Source organism: Bradyrhizobium sp. HKCCYLRH2015, assembly GCF_051168215.1.
Taxonomy (GTDB): domain Bacteria; phylum Pseudomonadota; class Alphaproteobacteria; order Rhizobiales; family Xanthobacteraceae; genus Bradyrhizobium.
This window is the reverse complement of sequence record NZ_JBNPUO010000001.1, coordinates 450,744-470,945: the sequence shown is the minus strand read 5'-3', so window position 1 is coordinate 470,945 and position 20,202 is coordinate 450,744. Positions and strand designations below refer to the sequence as shown.

Here is a 20,202-nt window from a genome sequence, read left to right as displayed (position 1 = left end):
TAAACCAGCCGGCCACACAGGCGGCCGCCGTTATCGCGGCGACCCCTTGCGAGCGCGGCTCTCGATCGCCTTACTCAACGCCTCATCGTGCAGCTCGGCGCTCGCCTCGGAGAAGCAGCAGAACACGATCTGCGACAGCGAGGTCTCGCCGCTGATGGCCTCGATCGTAGTGGCGACCGCAATCGAGGCGGCGCGATCAGCGGGAAAGCGAAAGATGCCGGTCGAGATTGCGGGAAAGGCGACGGAACACAGCAGGTGGTTGTGACACAGCTCAATCGAGCGGCGGTAGCACGAGGCCAGCAGCTCCGGCTCACCGCGGTCGCCGCCCTGCCAGACCGGGCCGACCGTGTGGATCACATGACGGGCGGGCAACCGGTAGCCCTTGGTGATCTTGGCCTCGCCAGTCTTGCAGCCATGGAGCATGCGGCATTCCATGACGAGGTCCGGTCCCGCCGCACGGTGGATCGCGCCATCGACGCCACCACCGCCGAGCAGAGACGTGTTCGCGGCGTTGACGATGGCGTCAACGCCGAGCTTGGTGATGTCGGTGACGACGACCTCGAATCGGGTCGTGCCGATCTTTCGGACCGGATAGCTCAGGCGGAGGCCGCCGTGCCGACCGGGATGCCCTTGTCGGTGAACAGCTGCTGCAGCTCGCCGCTCTGGAACATCTCGCGGACGATGTCGCAGCCGCCGACGAACTCGCCCTTCACGTAGAGCTGCGGAATCGTCGGCCAGTTCGAGAACGTCTTGATGCCGTTGCGCAGCTCGGCGGATTCGAGAACGTTGAGGCCCTTATAGCCGACGCCGACGTGGTCCAGGATCTGCACGACCTGGCCGGAAAATCCGCATTGCGGAAACTGCGGCGTCCCCTTCATGAACAGGACGACGTCGTTCGACTTCACTTCATTGTCAATGAATTGCTCAATGCTCATCTTCGCTTCCTCTAGGGCGCCTCAAGGAACGCCTGGGGCTCGGTGCGCGCTGATCGTCATCGGACGGATTTCGTCCGCAGCCGATCGCCACTCTTCTATATGTAGCGCAAACCGTTGTTCAGCCAAAGTAAAATGCCGAGGATCGGCCCGCGACCCAGGCCCCCCGGCCGGACCATAGGCTGACGGCAGCAATATTATAGCCGCCACGAGGGTTTCATCCCGTAACCAAGCCCCTATTTAGGACGAACTGTCGAAAGGAACTTGTTCCGTCGAACATCGTTTTCTGCTGGCAAACGGAGACCCTCGTGACCAGTTCTGCCTCCGCTACGGCCTCCATCCCCGTCACTGATACGCTTCAGACCGGGTCCGGCTCCCTCGCCGGGCGCCTGACCGAGGCGTACCTCGCCGTTCGGGGCGAGACCGAGCGGCGCGCGGCGCCGCTGAGCCCGGAGGATCAGGTCATCCAGTCGATGCCGGACGCCAGTCCGGCCAAATGGCATCGCGCCCATACGACCTGGTTTTTCGAGCAGTTCGTGCTGGGCGAGCACTATCGGGAGTATACCCCTTTTCACCCCGATTACGCGTTCCTGTTCAATTCCTATTACGTCAGTGCCGGCCCGCGCCACACGCGGGGCGAGCGCGGCCTGATCACCCGGCCGGGCGTGGCCGACATCACGGCGTATCGGCAACACGTCGACGCGGCGATGGCGGACTTCCTGGGCAGCGCCGAGCCTGCCACATTGGCCGCTGTGACGCCGCTGGTGGAGGTCGGCCTCAATCACGAGCAGCAGCATCAGGAGCTGATGCTGACCGACATCCTGCACGCATTCGCGCAGAACCCGACGGCCCCGGCCTATGATCCATCCTGGACCTTTCCTGCCCCGGCAGGCCGGGGCGCGGATTGGATTCATCTCCCCGAGGGCATCCATACCGTCGGACACGCCGGTGATGGTTACCATTTCGACAATGAGGAGCCAGCCCATCGCGCGCTCGTCGGGCCGGTGGGCATCGCGCGCAATCTCGTCACCAATGCCGAGTGGCTCGCTTTCATGGATGACGGCGGCTACCGGACCGCCACGCTCTGGCTCATGGACGGCTTCGCCGCCGCCAGTCGCGAGGGCTGGCAGGCGCCCGGCCATTGGTACAAGGTCGAGGGCGAATGGCGCATCATGACGCTGGGAGGACTGCGGCCGGTCGATCCGGATGCACCCGTGTGCCACGTCAGCTACTATGAGGCCGACGCATTCGCACGCTGGCGCGGCAAGCATCTGCCGACCGAGATGGAGTGGGAGGTCGCCGCGCGCGGCAACCAGCTCAGCGACGCCTTCGGCATTGTCTGGCAGTGGACCCGCAGCGCCTACAGCCCCTATCCCGGCTATCGGGCCACGGAAGGCGCGCTCGGCGAGTACAACGGCAAGTTCATGGTCAATCAGCTGGTGCTGCGCGGCTCATCGCTCGCGACGCCGGCGGGCCACAGCCGCGTCACCTATCGCAACTTCTTCTATCCACATCATCGCTGGCAATTCACCGGGCTCCGGCTCGCGGACTACGCCTGAGCTATCAGCATTCGTTGCCCGACAGTCGCGCGTGTGCGCGTCCAGGAGAGTATCATGAACGTGCACGTCAACGCGCTGCTCGATGCCCATCTCCCCGACGACAAGACGTCGGCCTTTGCGACAGACGCAGTCGCAGGCCTCACCCAGCAGCCCAAGCAGCTATCGCCGAAATATTTCTACGACGCCGCCGGATCAGACCTGTTCGAGCAGATCACGCGCCTGCCGGAGTACTACCCGACGCGCACCGAGCTCGGCATCCTCAGGGATCGCGGCGCCGAGATCGCGGCGGTCATTCCCGACGATGCTGCGCTGATCGAGTTCGGCGCCGGCGCCACCACCAAGGTGCGGCTGCTGCTGGAAAGCTGCCGCTTCGCGGCCTACGTGCCGGTCGATATTTCCGGCGAGTTCCTGACCGCACAGGCCGACAGCCTCCGCCGCGACTTCCCGCAGCTGGCCGTGCACCCGGTCATCGCGGATTTCACCACGGCATTCAAACTGCCTGACGCCATCGAAGGCAAGCCGAAGGTCGGCTTCTTTCCGGGATCGACGATCGGCAATTTCGAGCCGCATGAGGCGTGCCGCTTCCTGCGCTCGGCACGCGAGATCCTGGGGACCGGCGCGCTGATGATCGTCGGGGTCGACCTGGAGAAGGACGAGCGCGTCCTGCATGCCGCCTACAATGACGCCGCCGGCGTGACTGCGCGTTTCAATCTCAATCTGCTGTTGCGGATCAACCGGGAGCTCGGTGGCAATTTCGACCTGTCCGCCTTCGTTCACCGCGCGATCTACAATCGCGAGCAGCACCGCATCGAGATGCATCTGGTTGCACGAAAGCCGCAGACCGTGCGGCTGCTCGGCACCACCCTCTCGTTCCGGGCCGGCGAGAGCATCCACACCGAGAACAGCTATAAATACAGCATCGAGCGCTTCGGCGCGCTGGCCCGCGGCTCCGGCTGGAAAGTCCAGACCGTGTGGACGGATGCGGAAAAAATGTTCTCGGTTCAGGCGCTCGTCGCCGAGGCGTGAGGCTCCGGCTTCGACCGCAGCGACAGCGTCTCCCACAGCGCGACGATCGCCAGCAGCGCGCTCGTCAGCGCTGATAGCACGAGCGGCGACAGTTCGGTCGCGAACCAGCCGAGCCCGATCAGCGCCAGCAGGCCAGCGCCGTGCGACAGCTGCAGGAAGCCGCGGATGTTGAACTTGAAGAGGATGGTCCCGAGCAGAAACACGAACGGACCGCCGATCGTTGTCGCCGCCGTATTCAGGTCGGTATGCCCGAGGGGGTGCTTCAGGATGATCTCGTCCGATACCGCCGAAACGATGATGCCGGCGACGATCGGCATGTGCAGGTAGGTGTAGGCCGAGCGCGCCATAAGCCCGGATTGCGCCGACTGCGAAATCACCTCCGATCCCGCCTCAGCGCCGCGGTTGAAATACACCGCCCACATCGCCACCGTGCCGATGAAGGCACTGGCAAAGGCGGCAATGTTGGCTCCGGTCCAGTCGAGCTCGGCAAAGGTCGCGCCGGTGACGACGATGGATTCGCCGAGCGCGATGATGATGAACAGCGCACAGCGCTCCGCCATGTGGCCGCCTTCGACCATCCAGTCCTCGACGGTGGATGCACCCAGCCCGGGGACCCAGAAGCGGACGGCCGGCGACACATATTCCAGGGTGAGCGCCGCCCCCCATAGCCCCATCCGCGCCGGGCCCTCGGCAAGGCCGCCGAGCAGCCAGAGCACGGCGGAGGCACTGAGCCAGGAGAGAATGCGGGCGGCGTTGCGACGGACGGCCAATCGCTGCGGCGGCGTCGCGGTCAGCCAGAACGCGGTCCGGCCGACCTGCATGGCGGCGTAGGCCATGGCGAACCACAGGCCGCGGTCCTCGAACGCCCGCGGGATCGACATCGACAGAACGAGGCCCGCCAGCATCAGCGCGAACAAGAGACCTCGGACGAGCGCCTTCTCGGGATCGAGCCAGTTGGTCACCCAGGCGGTGTAGACCCACACCCACCAGACCGCGAGAAACAGAACGGCCGTCTGGGCGGCGCCGAGCGGCGAGAAATGGCCGATCAGATAGTGCGAGATCTGCGTGACCGCGTAGACGAAGACGAGATCGAAGAACAGCTCGACGAAGGTGACCCGACTGTGCCGGTTCGGCTCGATGACGCGAAACAGCGCACCACGCGGATTGTCCACCGCCATCTCCCCCGGATGCGTGCTGCGCGATCTGCCCCTGAATGGTCAGCGCTGGTCCGGCACCCCGGTCTGCAGCGCCAGAGCATGCAGCACGTCACCCATCTGGCCGCGCAGCGATTGATAGACGAGCTGGTGCTGCTGCACGCGGGATTTGCCGCGGAACGATTCCGAGATCACCGTCGCGGCGTAGTGGTCGCCGTCGCCAGCGAGATCGCGAATCGTCACCTGGGCGTCAGGGATGGCAGACTTGATCATCTGCTCGATATCGTGGGCATCCATGGGCATCCCGGTGCATCTCCTTGTGTCGGGCCGGCGCCGCATCCCGTAGACGATGTAGCCCGCAGGGCCCGCGGCTTGGCTGCAGCTCCCATCAGTGGCCCGCCGAGCACGGCGAATCAAGGCATTCTCGCGGGACCGTGATAGTGAAATCTAGCGCGAACCGCTTTCGAGGTCACGCGCGGAACCACTATATACCGGGATCAGACGAGATACGTCGGACTGGGTGACGCACCCAAAAGGCCGAATCGGGAGGACGACGACATGAAGCTTCCAGGACCGGATCATCCGATCACCGTCACCCCCAACCCAAAACGCGTACGGGTGATCGCCGACGGCGTCGTGATTGCCGACACGACCCGCGCGTTGACGCTGAAGGAAGCGAGCTACCCCGCGGTTCAATACGTGCCGCGGGCCGACGCCAACATGGCGGCCTTGCAGAAGACTGATCGTGTCACCCATTGTCCGTACAAGGGGGATGCGAGCTATTTCAGCGTCGTCGCCAACGGCAAGACATTGGACAATGCGATCTGGAGCTACGAGGCGCCCTTCCCGGCGATGACCGAGATCTCGGGCCACCTGGCGTTCTATCCGGACAAGGTGCGGATCGAGGAGGTCGCAGCTGATTGAACCCGGTGACAGCCCGCCGCGCGGCGGGCGCGAGGCGATACCGGCGCGGCGGTTGTTTCGATCACTGACCTGATGGCGTGCTACACTCTGAAAATCGTAAGCCCGAGAATCAGGAGCACGAGGAAGATCACCAGGAAGATATAGAACAGGATCCGCGCAATGTCGGCGGAAGCTGCCGAGATGCCGGTGAAGCCGAGAATACCGGCCACCACCGAGATCACGAAGAACAGCAGCGCCCATTTGAGAAGTGTCACGGTATGGTCCTCCGGTTCTGCGCCGTGCCGGCGCGGCGCCTCACTAACGATGAGGCGGGGAACCGGTTCCTTCGGCCATCGGTCCCGGCGCCGAAGAAATGCGCAACCCACGACCGTCCCGGCCGTAACTTCATAGGTCGTCGGTTCGTAAGGATATCGGGAGCGGAAATCGGCATGTGTGAGAAACCGGCTTGCGGACCGCGGCACTTGCTGATTTGCAGCACCAAAGACGACATCTGGTAGTCCGGCGCCGTCATTCGCCCGCTTGCGGGCGACTCCAGCGAATGACGGTGCCATAGGTCACACGAGCTCATCCACTCATTCCGGCTCGCGCAGCCTTGGACGACGTTTGCATGACGCCCCGCGGCGAGGGGGATGCGAACGTCCCATCCGCTGCACGGGCCGGGCAGCAGCGACGCCGGGGGGCGTATGGTCATATCGGTTACACAATCGGCGGCGGCCGCGAAGATCGAGCTTCAGGCCCGCCCGCGCGCCCGGGCGCGCAACGCCGCGCTCGATCACGCCCGGACATTCCTGACGCTGGTGGTGCTGCTCCACCACGCCGTGATTCCCTATACCTATTTCGGGCACACCGATCCGACGTTCTTCCTCGGCTTCGATGCCATCGTGCTGGCCACCGACAGCTTCTTCATGGCCATGTTCTTCTTTCTGTCGGGCCTGTTCGTGTGGTCGGGCCTTGCTCACAAGTCGACGCTGCAGTTCCTGCGTGACCGGCTATTGCGCCTTGGCCTGCCGTTCGCCATCGCAGCCCTGACCGTCATTCCGCTTGCCTATTACGCGATCGAGCTGCGCGCCAATCCGGACGCCACCTTCGCTGCCTTCTGGTGGAAGACGGTCACGGTCGGTCCATGGCCGAGCGGGCCGATCTGGTTCATCTGGGTGCTGCTGGCGTTCGACACCTCGGCAGCCCTTTTGTACCGCGTCTCGCCACGCCTGCTGGATCCGATCAATCGGCTGTCGCAGCGCGCCTTCGAGCATCCGCGCGACTTCTTCTTTGCCTTCCTGCTGATCACAGGCGGACTCTACATCCCGTCCCGGCTCTATTTCGGCCCGACGTTCTGGTTTGAAGCCGGACCGCTCTCGGTGCAGGCCAGCCGCGTCCTGCTCTACGCCGCCTATTTCTACGTCGGGGCTGGCATCGGCTCGGCCAATGTCGAACGTGGCCTGCTGGCCGCAGAAGGGCAGATGTCGCAGCGCGGACTCGGGGCCTGGATCGTGGTTACGCTGGTGCCCTATGCGCTGCTCTGGGTGCTCATCACGATCAAGCGCCAGGTGCTGGGCAATCCCCCCGTGTTGCCGCAATGGTACGAGGCAGCCTATGGCTTCCTGTTCGTCATCTTCAGCGCCGCGATCCTGTTTGCGATCCTGTCCTATTTCCTCAACAACCGCCGCTCGGAATTCTCCGTGCTCGATCGCATGCAGGCCGACGCCTATGGCATGTTCCTGGTGCACTATCCGATCGTGCTGTGGATCCAGTACTGGCTGTTCGACTTCGGCCTGCCGGCCATCGCCAAGGCCACGATCGCCTTTGTCGGCAGCATGCTGCTGAGCTGGGGCGCGACCTGGGTGCTCAGGCAGATTCCGGGGGCGAAGAACGTGTTGTAGGACGGTCCTGCCTCCTCCGTCATTGCAAGGAGCGCAGCGACGACGCAATCCAACCTCCCGCCGGAGCTCTGGATTGCGTCGCTGCGCTCGCAATGAGCGCGTGGAAAGGCACCGCGCTGACAACGTACTCCGCTGTCGTCCTGCGAACGCAGGGACCCATAACCGCAAGATCTTGTTGTTGGCGCAGGTCAACGACCAGTCCCGCCGACTACTCCGTACACCGAGTGGGTCCCGGATCGGCGCCACGTCGGCGCGGTGCGCCGCCGTGGCTTGTCCGGGACGACAACGGTGTGTCAGGCAGCCGCCCCGCCCATATATTCTGGTAGCCAGCTCTCGAACCGGCTCTTCAGCGTATCCACTTCCACCGAGGCCTCGCCGGCGATCGCCAGCGCAGTGCCGCCTGTCGTGCCGATGCGCGTGCACGGCACGCCGGCGCCGCGCATCTTGGCGAGCACGCGGCCAGCCTCGGTCTCCGGCACCGTCACGAGATAGCGCGCCTGGTCCTCGCCGAACCAATAGGCATGTGGCACGATCGAGGCAGGCGCGGCCAGCAGCCGCGCGCCGATGCCGGAGGCCATCGCCATCTCGGCGAGCGCGACGAGCAGACCACCGTCGGCCAGATCATGCGCAGCCGTCGCCGTGCCCGCATGGATCATGCCGCGCACGACATCGCCGATGCGCTTCTCCGCGGCCAGGTCGACCGGCGGCGGAGCGCCCTCCTCGCGGCCGCAGACGTCGCGCAGGTAGACCGACTGGCCGAGCCAGCCATGGGTCTCGCCGATCAGCAGGATCGCCTCGCCCTCGGCCTTGAAGGCGATGCTCGCCGACTTGGTGAAATCATCGAGCAGGCCGACGCCGCCGATCGAGGGCGTCGGCAGGATCGCGCGGCCGTTGGTCTCGTTGTAGAGCGAGACGTTCCCGGAGACGACGGGGAAGTCGAGCGCGCGACAGGCCTCCGAAATGCCCTTCAGGCAGCCAACGAACTGGCCCATGATCTCGGGCCGTTCCGGGTTGCCGAAATTGAGATTGTCGGTGATCGCAAGCGGCCGGCCACCGACCGCGGTGATGTTGCGCCAGGCTTCGGCGACGGCCTGCTTGCCCCCCTCGAACGGGTCGGCCTCGCAATAGCGCGGCGTGACGTCGACGGTGAGCGCCAGCCCCTTCGGCCCGTCCTGCACGCGCACCACGGCGGCATCGCCGCCCGGGCGCTGCACGGTGTTGCCGAGGATCACATGGTCGTACTGCTCCCAGATCCAACGCTTGGAGCACAGATCGGGCGTTGCGACGAGCTTCTCCAACGCCGGGATGATGGCCAGGGGCGCCTTGACCTCGCGGGCGTGGATCACCGGCAGCGCCGATGAGGCCACGTGCGGGCGATCATACAGCGGCGCCTCGTCGCCGAGCTCCTTGATCGGCAGGTCGGCCATGACGTCGCCGCCATGCTTCACCACGAACCGCTTGCTCGGCGTGGTGTAGCCGACCACCGCGAAATCGAGCCCCCACTTGCGGAAGATCGCTTCCGCCTCCTTCTCCTTCTCCGGCTTCAGCACCATGAGCATGCGCTCCTGACTCTCGGAGAGCATCATCTCGTAGGCGCTCATGCCGATCTCGCGGGTCGGCACGGCATCGAGATCGAGATCGACGCCGAGGTCGCCCTTGGCGCCCATCTCGACCGCCGAGCAGGTCAGCCCGGCCGCGCCCATGTCCTGGATCGCGATCACGCAGTCGGCGGCCATGATCTCGAGGCACGCTTCGAGCAGCAGCTTCTCGGCGAAAGGATCCCCGACCTGCACCGTCGGGCGCTTCTCCTCCGAGGAGTCGTCGAATTCGGCCGAGGCCATCGAGGCGCCGTGGATGCCGTCGCGGCCGGTCTTGGAGCCGAGATAGACGATCGGCATGTTCACGCCGGAGGCGGCCGCATAGAAGATCTTGTCGGCGTCGGCGAGGCCGACCGCCATCGCGTTGACCAGGATGTTGCCGTCATAGCGGGTGTGGAAGCGGGTCTGGCCGCCGACCGTCGGAACGCCAAACGAGTTGCCATAGCCGCCGATGCCGGCCACCACCCCGGACACCAGATGCCGCGTCTTCGGATGCTCCGGCGCGCCGAACGACAGCGCGTTCAGGCAGGCGATCGGGCGTGCGCCCATGGTGAACACGTCGCGCAGGATGCCGCCGACGCCGGTCGTGGCACCCTGGTACGGCTCGATGTAGCTCGGATGGTTGTGGCTCTCCATCTTGAACACGACCGCCTGGCCGTCGCCGATGTCGATCACGCCGGCGTTCTCGCCGGGGCCCTGGATCACCCAGGGCGCCTTGGTCGGCAGGCCCTTGAGATGGATGCGGGACGATTTGTACGAACAGTGCTCGTTCCACATCGCCGAGAAGATGCCGAGCTCGGTGAAGGTCGGGACCCGCCCGATCAGCTTCAGGATGCGCTCATATTCGTCGGGCTTCAGGCCGTGGGCGGCGACGAGCTCGGGGGTGATCTGCGGTTCATTGCGCATGGAGAAATGCCTTTGCCCCGTGGGCCGCTGGTCCCTTAAACCCTGCTTCATAGATACAGAGGCAGAAGCGGAAAAGGCCTTTTACGGCCCTATTCCGCCCTGTCCAGAGCTTTGGCCCGGACCCGCCAAGCGGGATATTTGCAGATTGGCGGCCAATCGGATTTAAGACGGTAAATCAACAGTTAAAGGCCCTTGCACGTGCACGATCTGACCCGTTCCGCCTTCGAGAACCGCCCCGGCATCCATATCGCGACCGACGGCGAGTTCGCCGGCTGGCGCACCTGGATGCGCGACAGCTACGAATCCCATACCGGACCGTTCTGGCACCGGATGGAGGACGACGGTTCGATCCGCTGCGCCTTCCGGGTCGAGAAGAAGCATTTGAACGGCGGCGGCAACGTCCATGGCGGCTGCCTGATGACCTTCGCGGATTACTGCCTGTTCGCCTTCGCCGCGCCGATCATGCAGGGCCCGGGCGTCACGGTCTCGTTCTCGTCCGAATTCCTCGACGCCGCGCGCGAGGGGGAATTGATCGAGGCCACCGGCGAGGTCACCCGCGCCGGCGCGTCGCTGATCTTCCTGCGCGGCATGCTGCATTCCGGCACCAAGCCGCTGTTCTCGTTCTCAGGGACCATCAAGCGCGTCAAGCGGCGGACGCCGGAGGCAGCGAACTCGCCGTAGCCTGATTTGATTTGTAGCCCGGATGAGCGCAGCGATATCCGGGATCTCACGCGCTCCCTCGGTGAACCCGGATGTCGCTGCGCTCATCCGGGCTACGGCCTCACCCCGCGAGCTGCTTCTCGGCGATCGATATCCACTCGGCCTGCGCCTTGCGCACATGGCGCGGGGCGCGCTTCATCTGGATCAGCAGCTCGGTGAATACGATCTTGGCCTCGTCGATGCGGCCGGCCAGCTTGAGCAGCAAGCCGTAGCGGACCTTCGCCTCGCTGCCCGGCGCGTAGTCCAGCAAGGCCTGGTACTCCTCCAGGGCCTCGTCGGTGCGGCCGGCTTCCTGCAAGGCGCGAGCATAGAGCAGATGCGCCTCGACCGAATTGTAGTCCGGCCAGGTCTTCTGCAGCTCGTCGAGCGTCGCCAGTGCATCCGCGGGGCGGCGGCGCGCGAACTGCGCCTTGGCCTTGCCGAGCGCGAACAGCGGCTCGTGGCCCATCGGCAGGCTCAGGATGTGATCATAATGCTGCTCGGCCTCGTCATAGCGACCGACGGCGACGCATTCCTCGGCGAGCGCGGCGCGGTTGGCAATCGTATCCGTCACGGCGACGCGATCCGACAACTCACGATAGTATTTCTCAGGGTCCAGCTTGTTGGCGACGCGCTTGCGCGCCTTCTGGACGTCGTGGCTGCCCAGCCATTCCGGCACCAGCTCGACGACGATGTAGGCGAGCGCGCCGATCAAGGGGACCAACAAGATGATGAACGCCCAGGGCTGCATCCGCCCGGTCCGCGACGCATGATAGATCAGCGAGATCTGAAGAAGTATAATGACGAGTGCAACCGGCACGGCGGTCCCCACGGCCAATCCCTACACGCCAACGTTGATAGCGTGGCCGCGCGCGGCCGACAATCCCGTCCGCGCCAGCTCAATTGACGATGCCGGTTTGACGCATGAGGACAACGGCCGGTTCGAGCAGCGGAGCAAGGCTCGTTCGATGGCCGTACGGAAGGCGATCCTGTCGCGAAAAAGGGCGGAAGCGCGTCGCGCTCCCGCCCTCGAGCCGCCGTCGTATCGCCACGCCGCTATTGCTGCTGGTCGATGACCTGCACCACCTTCTGATCGCGCGGGTCGACCAGCACGACCTGCTCGCCGATCGCCAGATACTGGTAGTTGGCGAGCTCCGGATTGCTGCGCGCGAGCTCATCGGGCACGCGTCGCAGGCTCAGGCAGCTCGTTCCGGACGAGGTCGATGACGATGTCGTCGATCCGACGGTGCCGGTCTCGGTCGCGGCGCGGCGCAGGATCTGGCGCTGATCGTCGGACAGCACGATGCGGGTCGAGCTCACGCCGTAGCCGCCGCGCTCATAGCCGCGATCGGCGCGCATGCCGTCCTGGGGGATGACATCGACGATCTCGCGGCTGCGCGGATCGACGATGGCGATCTCGTCATGCACGACGGTGTACTCGTAGCCGCGATATTCCGGAACGATGGTGACGATGTCCGACGGCAGCGGACGCGGCCGCACGCGCTCGGGCAGGCGCTCGCCGACGTTGATGCGGATGTCGATGTCGGTGCGGGCACGGTCGAAGTCGTGATCACGCTTGAGCTGGTCGACCACGCGGGTCTTCTGTTGCTCGTTGACCGAAACCTGCGTGCTGGAGCGGGTGTTGTTGGTCTGGGTCTGGTTGCTGGCCTGCCCGGTCGCGTCCGGCTTGCCCGCAGCGGCACCGGCCGGACCGGTCTGCTGGTTCTGCTGCGCGGTCGTGCTCTTGCTGTCCGTTGCGCCCGGCTGATTGGCCTGCTTGCTGCGGCCGGTCTGCTTGTCGGCCGCCTGGTCCGACGTGCCGGCCTTGCGCTCGTCCTGGCTTTGCCGGCTCTTGTCGCTGCCGCTGCGCTCGGCCTCGCGGTCGGACTTGCGATCCGTGGCGCCCGACTTGGTTTCGGCGGCGCGATCCTCGCCCTTGCGCGGCTCGTCGGCGCGTCCCTGCTGTTGCTTCGACTCAGCCTTGCTCTTGCTGTCAGACTGCTTGTCGGCCTGCTTGCTGTCGGCCTGCGACTTGCTCTCGGCGCTGTCCTTGGCGTCGCGCTCGCGCTGTGCCGAGTCCGGCCCGCGCTCGCCCTTGCTCTGCTCCGCGCTCTGCTTCGCATCGTGCGCCGAGCGCTCCTGAGCCTGCTCGCGCGCGGCCGATGACGGCTCGCTGCGACCCTGCGCGCTCTGCTTCGCCTCCGACGCGCCGTGTTCCACGGCCGCGCCAGCGCTCTTGGCCTCGCTGCCGGGCCGGATCGCTTCGCGTGCGGTCGGGGCAGCGGCGCCACCCTCGCGCTTCATCTCGGACTGCGCCGATGCGGCACCTGATGCCGTGCCGATCGCCAGAATGATCGCGGCCGTTCCCAGCCAATGTTTCGTCGTCATATGAGAACCTCCTTGGTTCCTGTCCCGTGGAATCGGGCGGACAACGCAAACAGCCGCCCGGCGTTGCCGGACGGCGCGAGAAAAAACTACGGAACGATTTCGATGAACGGCGTCAGGCCGCGCGGTCGAGATGGGCGACGAGGCCGGCAAACAGCCCACGGCCGTCGGTGCAGCCCATGATGTCTTCGACGTGATTCTCGGGATGCGGCATCATGCCGAGCACATTCCCGTTCTCGTTGACGATGCCGGCGATCGAATGCGCAGCGCCGTTGATGTTGCTGAGGTCGCCAACCTCGCCATCGGCCGAGCAGTAACGATAGAGCACGCGCCCATCGCCATTGAGCCGCTTCAAGGTCTCCTCGTCGGCCGCATAATTGCCCTCGCCGTGAGCGACGGGCACGCGGATGACCTGTCCCGCATTGTAGCCGCGGGTGAACGGAGAATCCGAGCGCTCGACCCGCAGATGCACGTCCTTGCAGATGAATTTCAGCTTATCGTTGCGCATCAGCACGCCCGGCAGCAGGCCGGACTCGCACAGGATCTGGAAGCCGTTGCAGACGCCGAGCACGAGGCCGCCCTTGGCGGCGTGATCGCGCACCGCGTCCATGACCGGCGCCCGCGCCGCGATCGCGCCACAGCGTAAGTAATCGCCATAGGAGAAGCCGCCGGGGACGACGACGAGATCGGTGCCCTTCGGCAGCGACGTCTCGGCGTGCCAGACCATCGCCGGCTCATGGCCGGAGATCATGCGCAGCGCGCGCGCCATGTCGCGCTCGCGATTGATGCCGGGGAAGACGAGGATGGCGGATTTCATGCTTGCGACCTATTTGCTGGCTTCCTGCAGAGCCTTCTCGAATCGCGCGAGATTGGCTCGGCTGGCGTATTCGTCGTTCGACGAACTGATCAAAACGTATTGTGATGTAGCGCTGTCGACGATACCGGAGAGTCTGTGGCTCGTCGTTCGCACCTCGGGCGGCTCGCCCGAGAGCTCAGCGGCCATCTCATCCCACTTGCGCAGGATGCCCGGAAGCAGCGCCGAATGGGGCGGCTTGCTTTGGCAAACAAGCCGAGACCCAGGCACACAGTCGACACGTGCGCATACGAAGACATGCAGGCCGTTCGGTCCAGCGGTGTAGCGCCATCCGTCCATAGTGACCGGAGCCGCTGCGCTCGCCATCGATACCGATAGAAGGAGACCAACTGCCGCGACGCCCAGTCTGACTTCGTTTCGGCGGATCATGTCTCCCCCTCAGCGCCCTACCCCAGCAGTTCCACCCGGTAATTCTCGATCACCGTGTTGGCGAGCAGCTTGTCAGCGGCGGCCTTCAGGGCCGCCTCCGCCTGGGCCTTGTCGGCGCCGGCGAGCTCGATGTCGAACACCTTGCCCTGGCGCACGGACGCGACGCCGTTGACGCCGAGCGACTTGAGGGCGCCCTCGATCGCCTTGCCCTGGGGATCGAGGATGCCGGTTTTCAGTGTCACCGTGACACGCGCTTTCACGTCTTGCTTCCCTTTAGCTCTTGACCAGGACCGGGCCGGAGCCCGCCGGACGCTCGTTCTCGATGAGGATGCCGAGCCGCTTGGCGACCTCGGTATAGGCCTCCAGAAGGCCGCCAAGATCGCGGCGGAAGCGGTCCTTGTCGAGCTTCTCGTTCGACTTGATGTCCCACAGCCGGCAGGAATCGGGGGAAATCTCGTCGGCGACGATGATCCGCATCATCTCGTTCTCGAACAGCCGGCCGCACTCCATCTTGAAGTCGACCAGGCGGATGCCGATGCCGAGGAAGAGCCCGGTCAGGAAGTCGTTGACGCGGATGGCCAGCGCCATGATGTCGTCGATTTCCTGGGGCGTGGCCCAGCCGAACGCGGTGATGTGCTCCTCCGACACCATGGGGTCGTTGAGCTGGTCGTTCTTGTAATAGAATTCGATGATCGAACGCGGCAGCTGGGTGCCTTCCTCGATGCCGAGGCGCTGCGACAGCGAGCCCGCCGCCACGTTGCGCACGACGACCTCGAGCGGGACGATCTCGACCTCGCGAATCAACTGCTCGCGCATGTTGAGCCGGCGGATGAAGTGAGTCGGGACCCCGATGTCGTTGAGGTGCTGAAACAGGTACTCCGAGATCCGGTTGTTGAGGACGCCCTTGCCTTCGATCACCTGATGCTTCTTGGCATTGAAGGCGGTGGCGTCGTCCTTGAAGTGCTGGATCAGGGTGCCCGGCTCGGGGCCTTCGTACAGGACCTTGGCCTTGCCTTCATAAATGCGACGCCGACGGCTCATTGGGATGTACCGTGTTTTGTTGAAATCCATGAAATGGTGGGCTCCGGATGACTTTGGACAGGACCACGACGGAGCTGCCGCGAGGGCCCGGACGGACGGAAACAGAACAGGAACCGGGCCTGTGGGAAACCTATCTCATTGGTGTCCCGAGCACAATCGATCCAGACCTCGGGGGCGGAGTTTTACCGCCCTTCCCTGCGGCCTCGTACCCGTTGTATTGGCAAGATGTTCCAATTATTTAGGCGTGCGGCCACCGCCCCGCAACCGCCTGCGCGGTTAACCCTCTTCGGCAACACTGGAAGTTCCGACCATGACCACGTTCGACAAGCGCGAGGACGCCTTCGAGAAGCAATTCGCCCATGACGAGGAATTGAAGTTCAAGGCAGAAGCCCGCCGCAACAAGCTGCTCGGCCTGTGGGCCGCCGAAAAGCTCGGCAAGTCCGGCGCTGACGCCGACGCCTACGCCAAGGAGGTCGTCGCGGCCGATTTCGAGGAAGCGGGCGATGCCGACGTGCTGCGCAAGGTGCTGGGAGACCTCAACGCCAAGGGCGCCGCCGTCACCGAGGCGGACGTGCGCGCGAAGATGAGCGAGCTGCTGTCGACCGCCGTGGCGCAGGTCAAGGCGGGACAATAACGGGCGAGTTGCGAATGGCGAGTAGCGAATAGGGCAAGAAGATCCCTATTCGCCACTCCCTATTCGCCTATTCTTCCTTGAAACCGTACTCCGGCACGTTGCCGCTGGCGCCGTAATATTTGTACGGCAGGAACTTGCCCGACATCGTGATCTTGACGCGGTCGCCCTTGGCATTGGGCAGGCGCTCCATCACCATGTCGAAATCGATCGCCGACATGATGCCGTCGCCGAACTCCTCCTGGATCAGCTCCTTCCAGGCCGGGCCGTTGATCATCACCAGCTCGTAGAAGCGATAGATCAGGGGATCGGTCGGCGGCATCTGCACGCCCTCGCCGCGCATCGGCGTTTCGTTCAGCATCGCGATCTCGGACTTCGACAGGCCGAACAGCTCGCCGGCATTGGCAGCCTGCGGCTTGGTCAGCTTCATCTGGCCGAGAACGGCGCCGACGATCAGCACCTCGGAATAGCCACCGATCTGTTCGCAGATATATTTCCAGCTCCAGCCCTTCTCGCGCTTGATGTCGAGCAGCTTCTCGGTGAGGTCGGATCGCTTCATGCTTGGTCTCCCTTGATGGACCTTCGTTGATGGGTTTCTTCCGAGCCTCAGCGGGCGACCGCCAGCGGCGTATCGCTCTCGACCGGCTTGGACGCGACGATCGCCGGCTCGGTGCGCCCGATCTTCACCACCGGCACCTTGCGCGGGTCGTGATCCGGCGTCTCGGCAGTGAAGGTCCTGCTGCGGCTAACCAGGAAATCGATGATGTGATTGCGTAGCGCGTAGTACAGCGGATGACGATGCAGGTCGCCGCGCAGCCGGTCCTTCGGCAGCGGGTTCTCGACGATCTCCGCCAGCACCGCGCCGGGACCGTTGGTCATCAGCACGATCTTGTCGGCGAGATAGATCGCTTCGTCCACGTCGTGGGTGATCATGAACACGGTCTGCCCGGTCTCGACGCAGATGCGGCGGACCTCGTCCTGCAGGGTGCCGCGCGTCAGCGCATCGAGCGCGGAGAACGGCTCGTCCATCAGCATGATCTTCGGCGTGATCGACAGCGCCCGCGCGATGCCGACGCGCTGCTTCATGCCGCCGGACAGCTCCGAGGGACGCTTGTGCTCGGAGCCGGCAAGCCCGACCAGCTCGATATATTTCAGCGCATGCGCCTTGACCTTGGCGCGATCCCATTTGCGCCATTTCGACGAGACGGCATAGGTGACATTGCCGAGCACCGTCCGCCATGGCAGCAACGCATGACTCTGGAAGATGACCGCGCGGTCGAGGCTCGGGCCTTCGATGGCCTGGCCGTCGACGATGACGGCGCCTTCGCTCGGTGCGTCGAGGCCGGCAAGAACATTCAGCACCGTGGTCTTGCCGCAGCCGGAATGCCCGATCACGCAGACGAACTCGCCGCGCGCCATCGCGAGCCACAGGTTCTCGAAGATCGTCGTGCTCCGCGCCCCGTCGTAGCGCTTGGCGATGCCCTCGATGGAGATGAACTTGTCTGAGGTCATCGAGCAGACTCCGCGAGGACGGTGCGCTCCCTCTCCCCGTTCTTCACGGGGAGAGGGTTGGGGTGAGGGGCAGCCGCACGAAAGGTGCCTATGGAAAGAGATGATTCGGGGCACACGCGCCGGGAGTGTCCGTGGATGGACCTGTACCCCCTCACCCGGATTGCATCTACGATGCAATCCGACCTCTCCCCGCAAGCGGGGAGAGGTAAGACGGCCGCTCTGCTTGGGATCACGACCGTCATCCCCCTACTCCGGAAACGTCACAAGCCGCGCGACACGGGCCAGTATCTGATCGAGCATCATGCCGACCAGACCGATCATCAGGATCGCAATGATCACGTTGGTGATCGAGAGGTTGTTCCACTCGTTCCAGACGAAGTAGCCGATGCCGGTGCCGCCGACGAGCATCTCGGCGGCGACGATGACGAGCCAGGCGATGCCGATCGAGATCCGCATGCCGGTGAGGATCGTCGGCGCCGCAGCCGGCAGGATGACCGTGAAGGCGCGGCGGAAATTCCCGACTTCAAGTGTGCGCGCGACGTTGATCCACTCCTTGCGCACGCTGGCGACGCCGAAGGCGGTGTTGATCAGCATCGGCCAGACCGAGCAGATGAAGATCACGAAGATCGCCGACAGGCTGGAATCCTTGATCGTGTAGAGCGCCAGCGGCATCCAGGCGAGCGGCGAGATGGGCTTGAGAATCTGGATGAACGGATCGAGCGCCTTGCTCATCAACGGCGACATACCGATCAGGAAGCCGAGCGGGATCGCGACCGCGACCGCGATCAGGTAGCCGAGCATGACCCGCCCCAGCGAGAAGGCGAGCTGGATGCCGAGCCCCTTGTCGTTCGGGCCATTGTCGTAGAACGGCCGCCGGAGATGCTCCCACAGCTTGGCGCCGACATCGAGCGGCCCGGGCATCGCCGACTTGCCTTGCGTCGCGGTCATGCCCATCAGCTTGGCGTATTCCGGGCTCATGTTGGCAGCCGTGCCGGTGCTGCGCGTGGCGATGTGCCAGGCGCCGAGGAAGACGGCGAGCAGCACGATTGAGACGACGGCGGCGCGCAGACGAAGTGAGGCGGTCATGCCGTCGCTCCACCACCGGCGTCATCCCTGCGAACGCAGGGACCCATAACCACCGAAATCAATGGATGGATAAGATTGTCGCTACTGCTCCTGCCACAAGCCAGGTTACGGCGTATGGGTCCCCGCGTTCGCGAGGACGACACCGGTGGTGTGGCCGGCAGCGTGCCCATCGCTCCCATCACGACGCCTTCTTGATCTTGAAGCTCGCAACGTAGTCGTCCGGCTTGGTCGGATCGAACGGCTTGCCCATCACCGAGAACGATTTGTAGGAGTCCTTCGGCGGCGTCAGGCCCATGTCGATCATGACCTTGCGGGTGTCGGTGGCGAGATAGATCTGCTCGGCGACCGCCTTGTAGTCGACGTCGCCCTTGATCTGCCCCCAGCGCTTCATCTGCGTCAGCATCCACACCGCGAAGGACTGCCACGGGAACGGATCGAAATCGACGCGTTTCGGATCGGTCTTCACGCCGCCGAGGCCATCGGCGTAGGTGCCGGTCAAGACCTGCTCCATGACGGTCACCGGCGCATTGATATAATTCGCCGGAGCGATCGCCTCCGCGATCTGCTTGCGGTTCTCGGCCTTCGACGCGTACGCGGTGGCATCGACGATGGCGCGGGTGAGCGCCGCGAAGCTGTTCGGCGCCGTCGTGATGAACTCGCGGCTCGCCGCGAAGCTGCAGCAGGGGTGACCGTCCCAGATCTCCTTCGACAGCACGTGCAGGAAGCCGACGCCGTCGAAGATCGCCCGCTGGCAGATGTTGTCAGGCGCGAGAAAACCGTCGATGTTGTCGGCGCGCAGGTTCGCGACCATCTCCGGCGGCGGCACCGAGCGCAGCTGCACGTCGGTGTCGGGATCGATGCCGTGCTCGGCGAGATAGTAACGCAGCAGATAATTGTGCATCGAATAGTCGAACGGAATGGCGAACTTCATGCCCTTCCAGTCCTTCGGGTCACGCTTGTCCTTGTGCTTCATCGCCAGCACGATGCCCTGCCCGTTGATGTTCTCGATCGCGGGCACGGTGAACGGGATCGGCTGTGCACCGAGGCCGAGCGAGATCGCGATCGGCATCGGCGCCAGCATGTGCGAGGCGTCGTATTCCTTGTTGATGGTCTTGTCGCGGATCACGGCCCAGCCGGCGGTCTTGACGACCTCGACGTTCAGCCCAGCCTTGGCATAGAAGCCGAGCGGCGCTGCCATGATGATCGGCGTGGCGCAGGTGATCGGGATGAAGCCGACCTTGAGATCCTTCTTCTCCGGCGCGCCCGCTTCGGCGAAAGCTTCAGTCGCCGTCTTCAGCGGAAAGAATTGCGAGACGGCAGCGAGCGCGGTGGCGGCGCCGACCGACTTCAGGAACGCGCGGCGGGTGGCAGCTTGCGGAAACACCGCGCGCAGCACGGCGGACGCGACCACGTTCTCGTAGCGCTTCTCGGTGGACTCCGCCACGGGCTCGCAGCGCAGCGCCAGCATGGCGTGCTCATGTTCGGCCGGGCTGCGATGCTGGCCGCAGATACAACCAGCATTCACGCGTGAATCGGCATCGAACGGATCATCGAAAATCGACATGTGCTGCGCCCCTTTGTCACACCTGCGCTATCAGCGCCTTCGAACTGCTCATCCGGCCGCGT

22 protein-coding genes are annotated in these 20,202 nt (G+C 64.7%); 6 read left to right on the top strand and 16 right to left on the bottom strand.

What is annotated here, in order from left to right; translation table 11 throughout:
• Positions 1-30: 30 nt before the first annotated feature.
• Both ACQR1H_RS02005 and grxD read right to left on the bottom strand, forming a co-directional pair.
• On the bottom strand, positions 31-600 hold the full coding sequence (locus ACQR1H_RS02005; RefSeq protein ID WP_316238867.1) for an O-acetyl-ADP-ribose deacetylase: 570 nt from the start codon (positions 598-600) through the stop codon (positions 31-33).
• Positions 597-935, bottom strand: a complete 339-nt coding sequence (gene grxD / locus ACQR1H_RS02000; RefSeq protein WP_006609190.1) for a Grx4 family monothiol glutaredoxin — start codon at positions 933-935, stop codon at positions 597-599. Before grxD ends, ACQR1H_RS02005 begins: the two co-directional genes overlap by 4 nt.
• A 305-nt stretch (positions 936-1,240) precedes the next feature.
• Here grxD and egtB point away from each other — a divergent pair, with 305 nt between their 5' ends.
• Positions 1,241-2,491, top strand: a complete 1,251-nt coding sequence (egtB, locus tag ACQR1H_RS01995; protein WP_434890950.1) for an ergothioneine biosynthesis protein EgtB — start codon at positions 1,241-1,243, stop codon at positions 2,489-2,491.
• A 54-nt stretch (positions 2,492-2,545) separates the two neighbouring features.
• A complete protein-coding gene (gene egtD / locus ACQR1H_RS01990) occupies positions 2,546-3,517 on the top strand; it encodes an L-histidine N(alpha)-methyltransferase (protein ID WP_315801199.1) in 972 nt (323 codons plus the stop codon).
• On the opposite strand, the gene ACQR1H_RS01985 is transcribed toward egtD, so the two are convergent.
• Positions 3,493-4,695 (bottom strand): low temperature requirement protein A, encoded by a 1,203-nt coding sequence (locus ACQR1H_RS01985; protein WP_316183082.1) that lies wholly within the window; start codon positions 4,693-4,695, stop codon positions 3,493-3,495. The genes egtD and ACQR1H_RS01985 overlap by 25 nt on opposite strands.
• Before the next feature lie 39 nt (positions 4,696-4,734).
• Positions 4,735-4,974, bottom strand: coding sequence for a BolA family protein (locus tag ACQR1H_RS01980; RefSeq protein WP_315714834.1), 240 nt, complete (start codon positions 4,972-4,974; stop codon positions 4,735-4,737).
• 255 nt (positions 4,975-5,229) lie between these two features.
• Here ACQR1H_RS01980 and ACQR1H_RS01975 point away from each other — a divergent pair, with 255 nt between their 5' ends.
• A complete protein-coding gene (locus ACQR1H_RS01975; protein WP_316183081.1) occupies positions 5,230-5,595 on the top strand; it encodes a DUF427 domain-containing protein in 366 nt (121 codons plus the stop codon).
• An 80-nt stretch (positions 5,596-5,675) separates the two neighbouring features.
• Here the strand turns inward: ACQR1H_RS01975 and ACQR1H_RS01970 are convergent, their stop codons facing one another.
• Complete coding sequence (locus ACQR1H_RS01970; RefSeq protein ID WP_009031962.1) at positions 5,676-5,849, bottom strand: DUF1328 domain-containing protein; 174 nt, start codon at positions 5,847-5,849, stop codon at positions 5,676-5,678.
• A 429-nt stretch (positions 5,850-6,278) separates the two neighbouring features.
• On the opposite strand from ACQR1H_RS01970, the gene ACQR1H_RS01965 reads away from it, so the two are divergent.
• The gene (locus ACQR1H_RS01965) at positions 6,279-7,475 is read left to right on the top strand and encodes an acyltransferase family protein (protein WP_316183080.1); all 1,197 of its coding nucleotides are present in this window, start codon (positions 6,279-6,281) and stop codon (positions 7,473-7,475) included.
• Between the two features lie 293 nt (positions 7,476-7,768).
• Here ACQR1H_RS01965 and purL read toward each other — a convergent pair whose 3' ends face one another.
• Positions 7,769-9,979: a phosphoribosylformylglycinamidine synthase subunit PurL gene (gene purL, locus ACQR1H_RS01960; RefSeq protein ID WP_316183079.1), complete on the bottom strand. Its 2,211-nt coding sequence runs from the start codon at positions 9,977-9,979 to the stop codon at positions 7,769-7,771.
• A gap of 198 nt (positions 9,980-10,177) precedes the next feature.
• Between purL and ACQR1H_RS01955 the strand changes: the two genes are divergently transcribed.
• A complete protein-coding gene (locus tag ACQR1H_RS01955) occupies positions 10,178-10,660 on the top strand; it encodes a PaaI family thioesterase (RefSeq protein WP_315801205.1) in 483 nt (160 codons plus the stop codon).
• A gap of 100 nt (positions 10,661-10,760) precedes the next feature.
• Here ACQR1H_RS01955 and ACQR1H_RS01950 read toward each other — a convergent pair whose 3' ends face one another.
• From ACQR1H_RS01950 to purC, 6 genes are all read right to left on the bottom strand, one after another.
• On the bottom strand, positions 10,761-11,498 hold the full coding sequence (locus ACQR1H_RS01950; protein ID WP_316215930.1) for a tetratricopeptide repeat protein: 738 nt from the start codon (positions 11,496-11,498) through the stop codon (positions 10,761-10,763).
• A 236-nt stretch (positions 11,499-11,734) separates the two neighbouring features.
• A complete protein-coding gene (locus ACQR1H_RS01945) occupies positions 11,735-12,982 on the bottom strand; it encodes a DUF1236 domain-containing protein (protein WP_316216113.1) in 1,248 nt (415 codons plus the stop codon).
• A gap of 196 nt (positions 12,983-13,178) precedes the next feature.
• A complete protein-coding gene (gene purQ / locus ACQR1H_RS01940) occupies positions 13,179-13,880 on the bottom strand; it encodes a phosphoribosylformylglycinamidine synthase subunit PurQ (protein WP_315801206.1) in 702 nt (233 codons plus the stop codon).
• A gap of 9 nt (positions 13,881-13,889) precedes the next feature.
• On the bottom strand, positions 13,890-14,306 hold the full coding sequence (locus ACQR1H_RS01935; RefSeq protein ID WP_315801207.1) for a hypothetical protein: 417 nt from the start codon (positions 14,304-14,306) through the stop codon (positions 13,890-13,892).
• Positions 14,307-14,323: 17 nt separating this feature from the next.
• Positions 14,324-14,566, bottom strand: coding sequence for a phosphoribosylformylglycinamidine synthase subunit PurS (gene purS, locus ACQR1H_RS01930; RefSeq protein WP_316215929.1), 243 nt, complete (start codon positions 14,564-14,566; stop codon positions 14,324-14,326).
• Positions 14,567-14,579: 13 nt separating this feature from the next.
• Positions 14,580-15,347, bottom strand: coding sequence for a phosphoribosylaminoimidazolesuccinocarboxamide synthase (gene purC / locus ACQR1H_RS01925; protein WP_016843454.1), 768 nt, complete (start codon positions 15,345-15,347; stop codon positions 14,580-14,582).
• Positions 15,348-15,657: 310 nt separating this feature from the next.
• Here purC and ACQR1H_RS01920 point away from each other — a divergent pair, with 310 nt between their 5' ends.
• Positions 15,658-15,981 carry a DUF1476 domain-containing protein gene (locus ACQR1H_RS01920; RefSeq protein ID WP_316183078.1) on the top strand — a complete coding sequence of 108 codons (324 nt, stop codon included), beginning with the start codon at positions 15,658-15,660 and terminating at the stop codon, positions 15,979-15,981.
• 67 nt (positions 15,982-16,048) lie between these two features.
• Here the strand turns inward: ACQR1H_RS01920 and cynS are convergent, their stop codons facing one another.
• The 4 genes from cynS to ACQR1H_RS01900 form a co-directional block, all read right to left on the bottom strand.
• Complete coding sequence (gene cynS / locus ACQR1H_RS01915; protein ID WP_315749292.1) at positions 16,049-16,537, bottom strand: cyanase; 489 nt, start codon at positions 16,535-16,537, stop codon at positions 16,049-16,051.
• Between the two features lie 47 nt (positions 16,538-16,584).
• Positions 16,585-17,490 carry an ABC transporter ATP-binding protein gene (locus tag ACQR1H_RS01910; RefSeq protein ID WP_316215928.1) on the bottom strand — a complete coding sequence of 302 codons (906 nt, stop codon included), beginning with the start codon at positions 17,488-17,490 and terminating at the stop codon, positions 16,585-16,587.
• Positions 17,491-17,736: 246 nt separating this feature from the next.
• The gene (gene ntrB / locus ACQR1H_RS01905) at positions 17,737-18,576 is read right to left on the bottom strand and encodes a nitrate ABC transporter permease (RefSeq protein WP_316215927.1); all 840 of its coding nucleotides are present in this window, start codon (positions 18,574-18,576) and stop codon (positions 17,737-17,739) included.
• A gap of 178 nt (positions 18,577-18,754) precedes the next feature.
• Positions 18,755-20,140: a CmpA/NrtA family ABC transporter substrate-binding protein gene (locus tag ACQR1H_RS01900; protein ID WP_316183075.1), complete on the bottom strand. Its 1,386-nt coding sequence runs from the start codon at positions 20,138-20,140 to the stop codon at positions 18,755-18,757.
• Positions 20,141-20,202 lie beyond the last annotated feature (62 nt).

What these genes read in the sequence shown, in the direction of transcription:
- grxD (WP_006609190.1), bottom strand. Translation starts at nt 935, where the DNA reads ATGAGCATTGAGCAATTCATTGACAATGAAGTGAAGTCGAACGACGTC.
- egtD (WP_315801199.1), top strand. Translation starts at nt 2,546, where the DNA reads ATGAACGTGCACGTCAACGCGCTGCTCGATGCCCATCTCCCCGACGAC.
- ACQR1H_RS01985 (WP_316183082.1), bottom strand. Translation starts at nt 4,695, where the DNA reads ATGGCGGTGGACAATCCGCGTGGTGCGCTGTTTCGCGTCATCGAGCCG.
- ACQR1H_RS01980 (WP_315714834.1), bottom strand. Translation starts at nt 4,974, where the DNA reads ATGCCCATGGATGCCCACGATATCGAGCAGATGATCAAGTCTGCCATC.
- ACQR1H_RS01975 (WP_316183081.1), top strand. Translation starts at nt 5,230, where the DNA reads ATGAAGCTTCCAGGACCGGATCATCCGATCACCGTCACCCCCAACCCA.
- ACQR1H_RS01965 (WP_316183080.1), top strand. Translation starts at nt 6,279, where the DNA reads ATGGTCATATCGGTTACACAATCGGCGGCGGCCGCGAAGATCGAGCTT.
- purL (WP_316183079.1), bottom strand. Translation starts at nt 9,979, where the DNA reads ATGCGCAATGAACCGCAGATCACCCCCGAGCTCGTCGCCGCCCACGGC.
- ACQR1H_RS01945 (WP_316216113.1), bottom strand. Translation starts at nt 12,982, where the DNA reads ATGAAGCGCGAGGGTGGCGCCGCTGCCCCGACCGCACGCGAAGCGATC.
- purQ (WP_315801206.1), bottom strand. Translation starts at nt 13,880, where the DNA reads ATGAAATCCGCCATCCTCGTCTTCCCCGGCATCAATCGCGAGCGCGAC.
- ACQR1H_RS01935 (WP_315801207.1), bottom strand. Translation starts at nt 14,306, where the DNA reads ATGATCCGCCGAAACGAAGTCAGACTGGGCGTCGCGGCAGTTGGTCTC.
- purC (WP_016843454.1), bottom strand. Translation starts at nt 15,347, where the DNA reads ATGAGCCGTCGGCGTCGCATTTATGAAGGCAAGGCCAAGGTCCTGTAC.
- ACQR1H_RS01920 (WP_316183078.1), top strand. Translation starts at nt 15,658, where the DNA reads ATGACCACGTTCGACAAGCGCGAGGACGCCTTCGAGAAGCAATTCGCC.
- cynS (WP_315749292.1), bottom strand. Translation starts at nt 16,537, where the DNA reads ATGAAGCGATCCGACCTCACCGAGAAGCTGCTCGACATCAAGCGCGAG.
- ACQR1H_RS01910 (WP_316215928.1), bottom strand. Translation starts at nt 17,490, where the DNA reads ATGACCTCAGACAAGTTCATCTCCATCGAGGGCATCGCCAAGCGCTAC.
- ntrB (WP_316215927.1), bottom strand. Translation starts at nt 18,576, where the DNA reads ATGACCGCCTCACTTCGTCTGCGCGCCGCCGTCGTCTCAATCGTGCTG.
- ACQR1H_RS01900 (WP_316183075.1), bottom strand. Translation starts at nt 20,140, where the DNA reads ATGTCGATTTTCGATGATCCGTTCGATGCCGATTCACGCGTGAATGCT.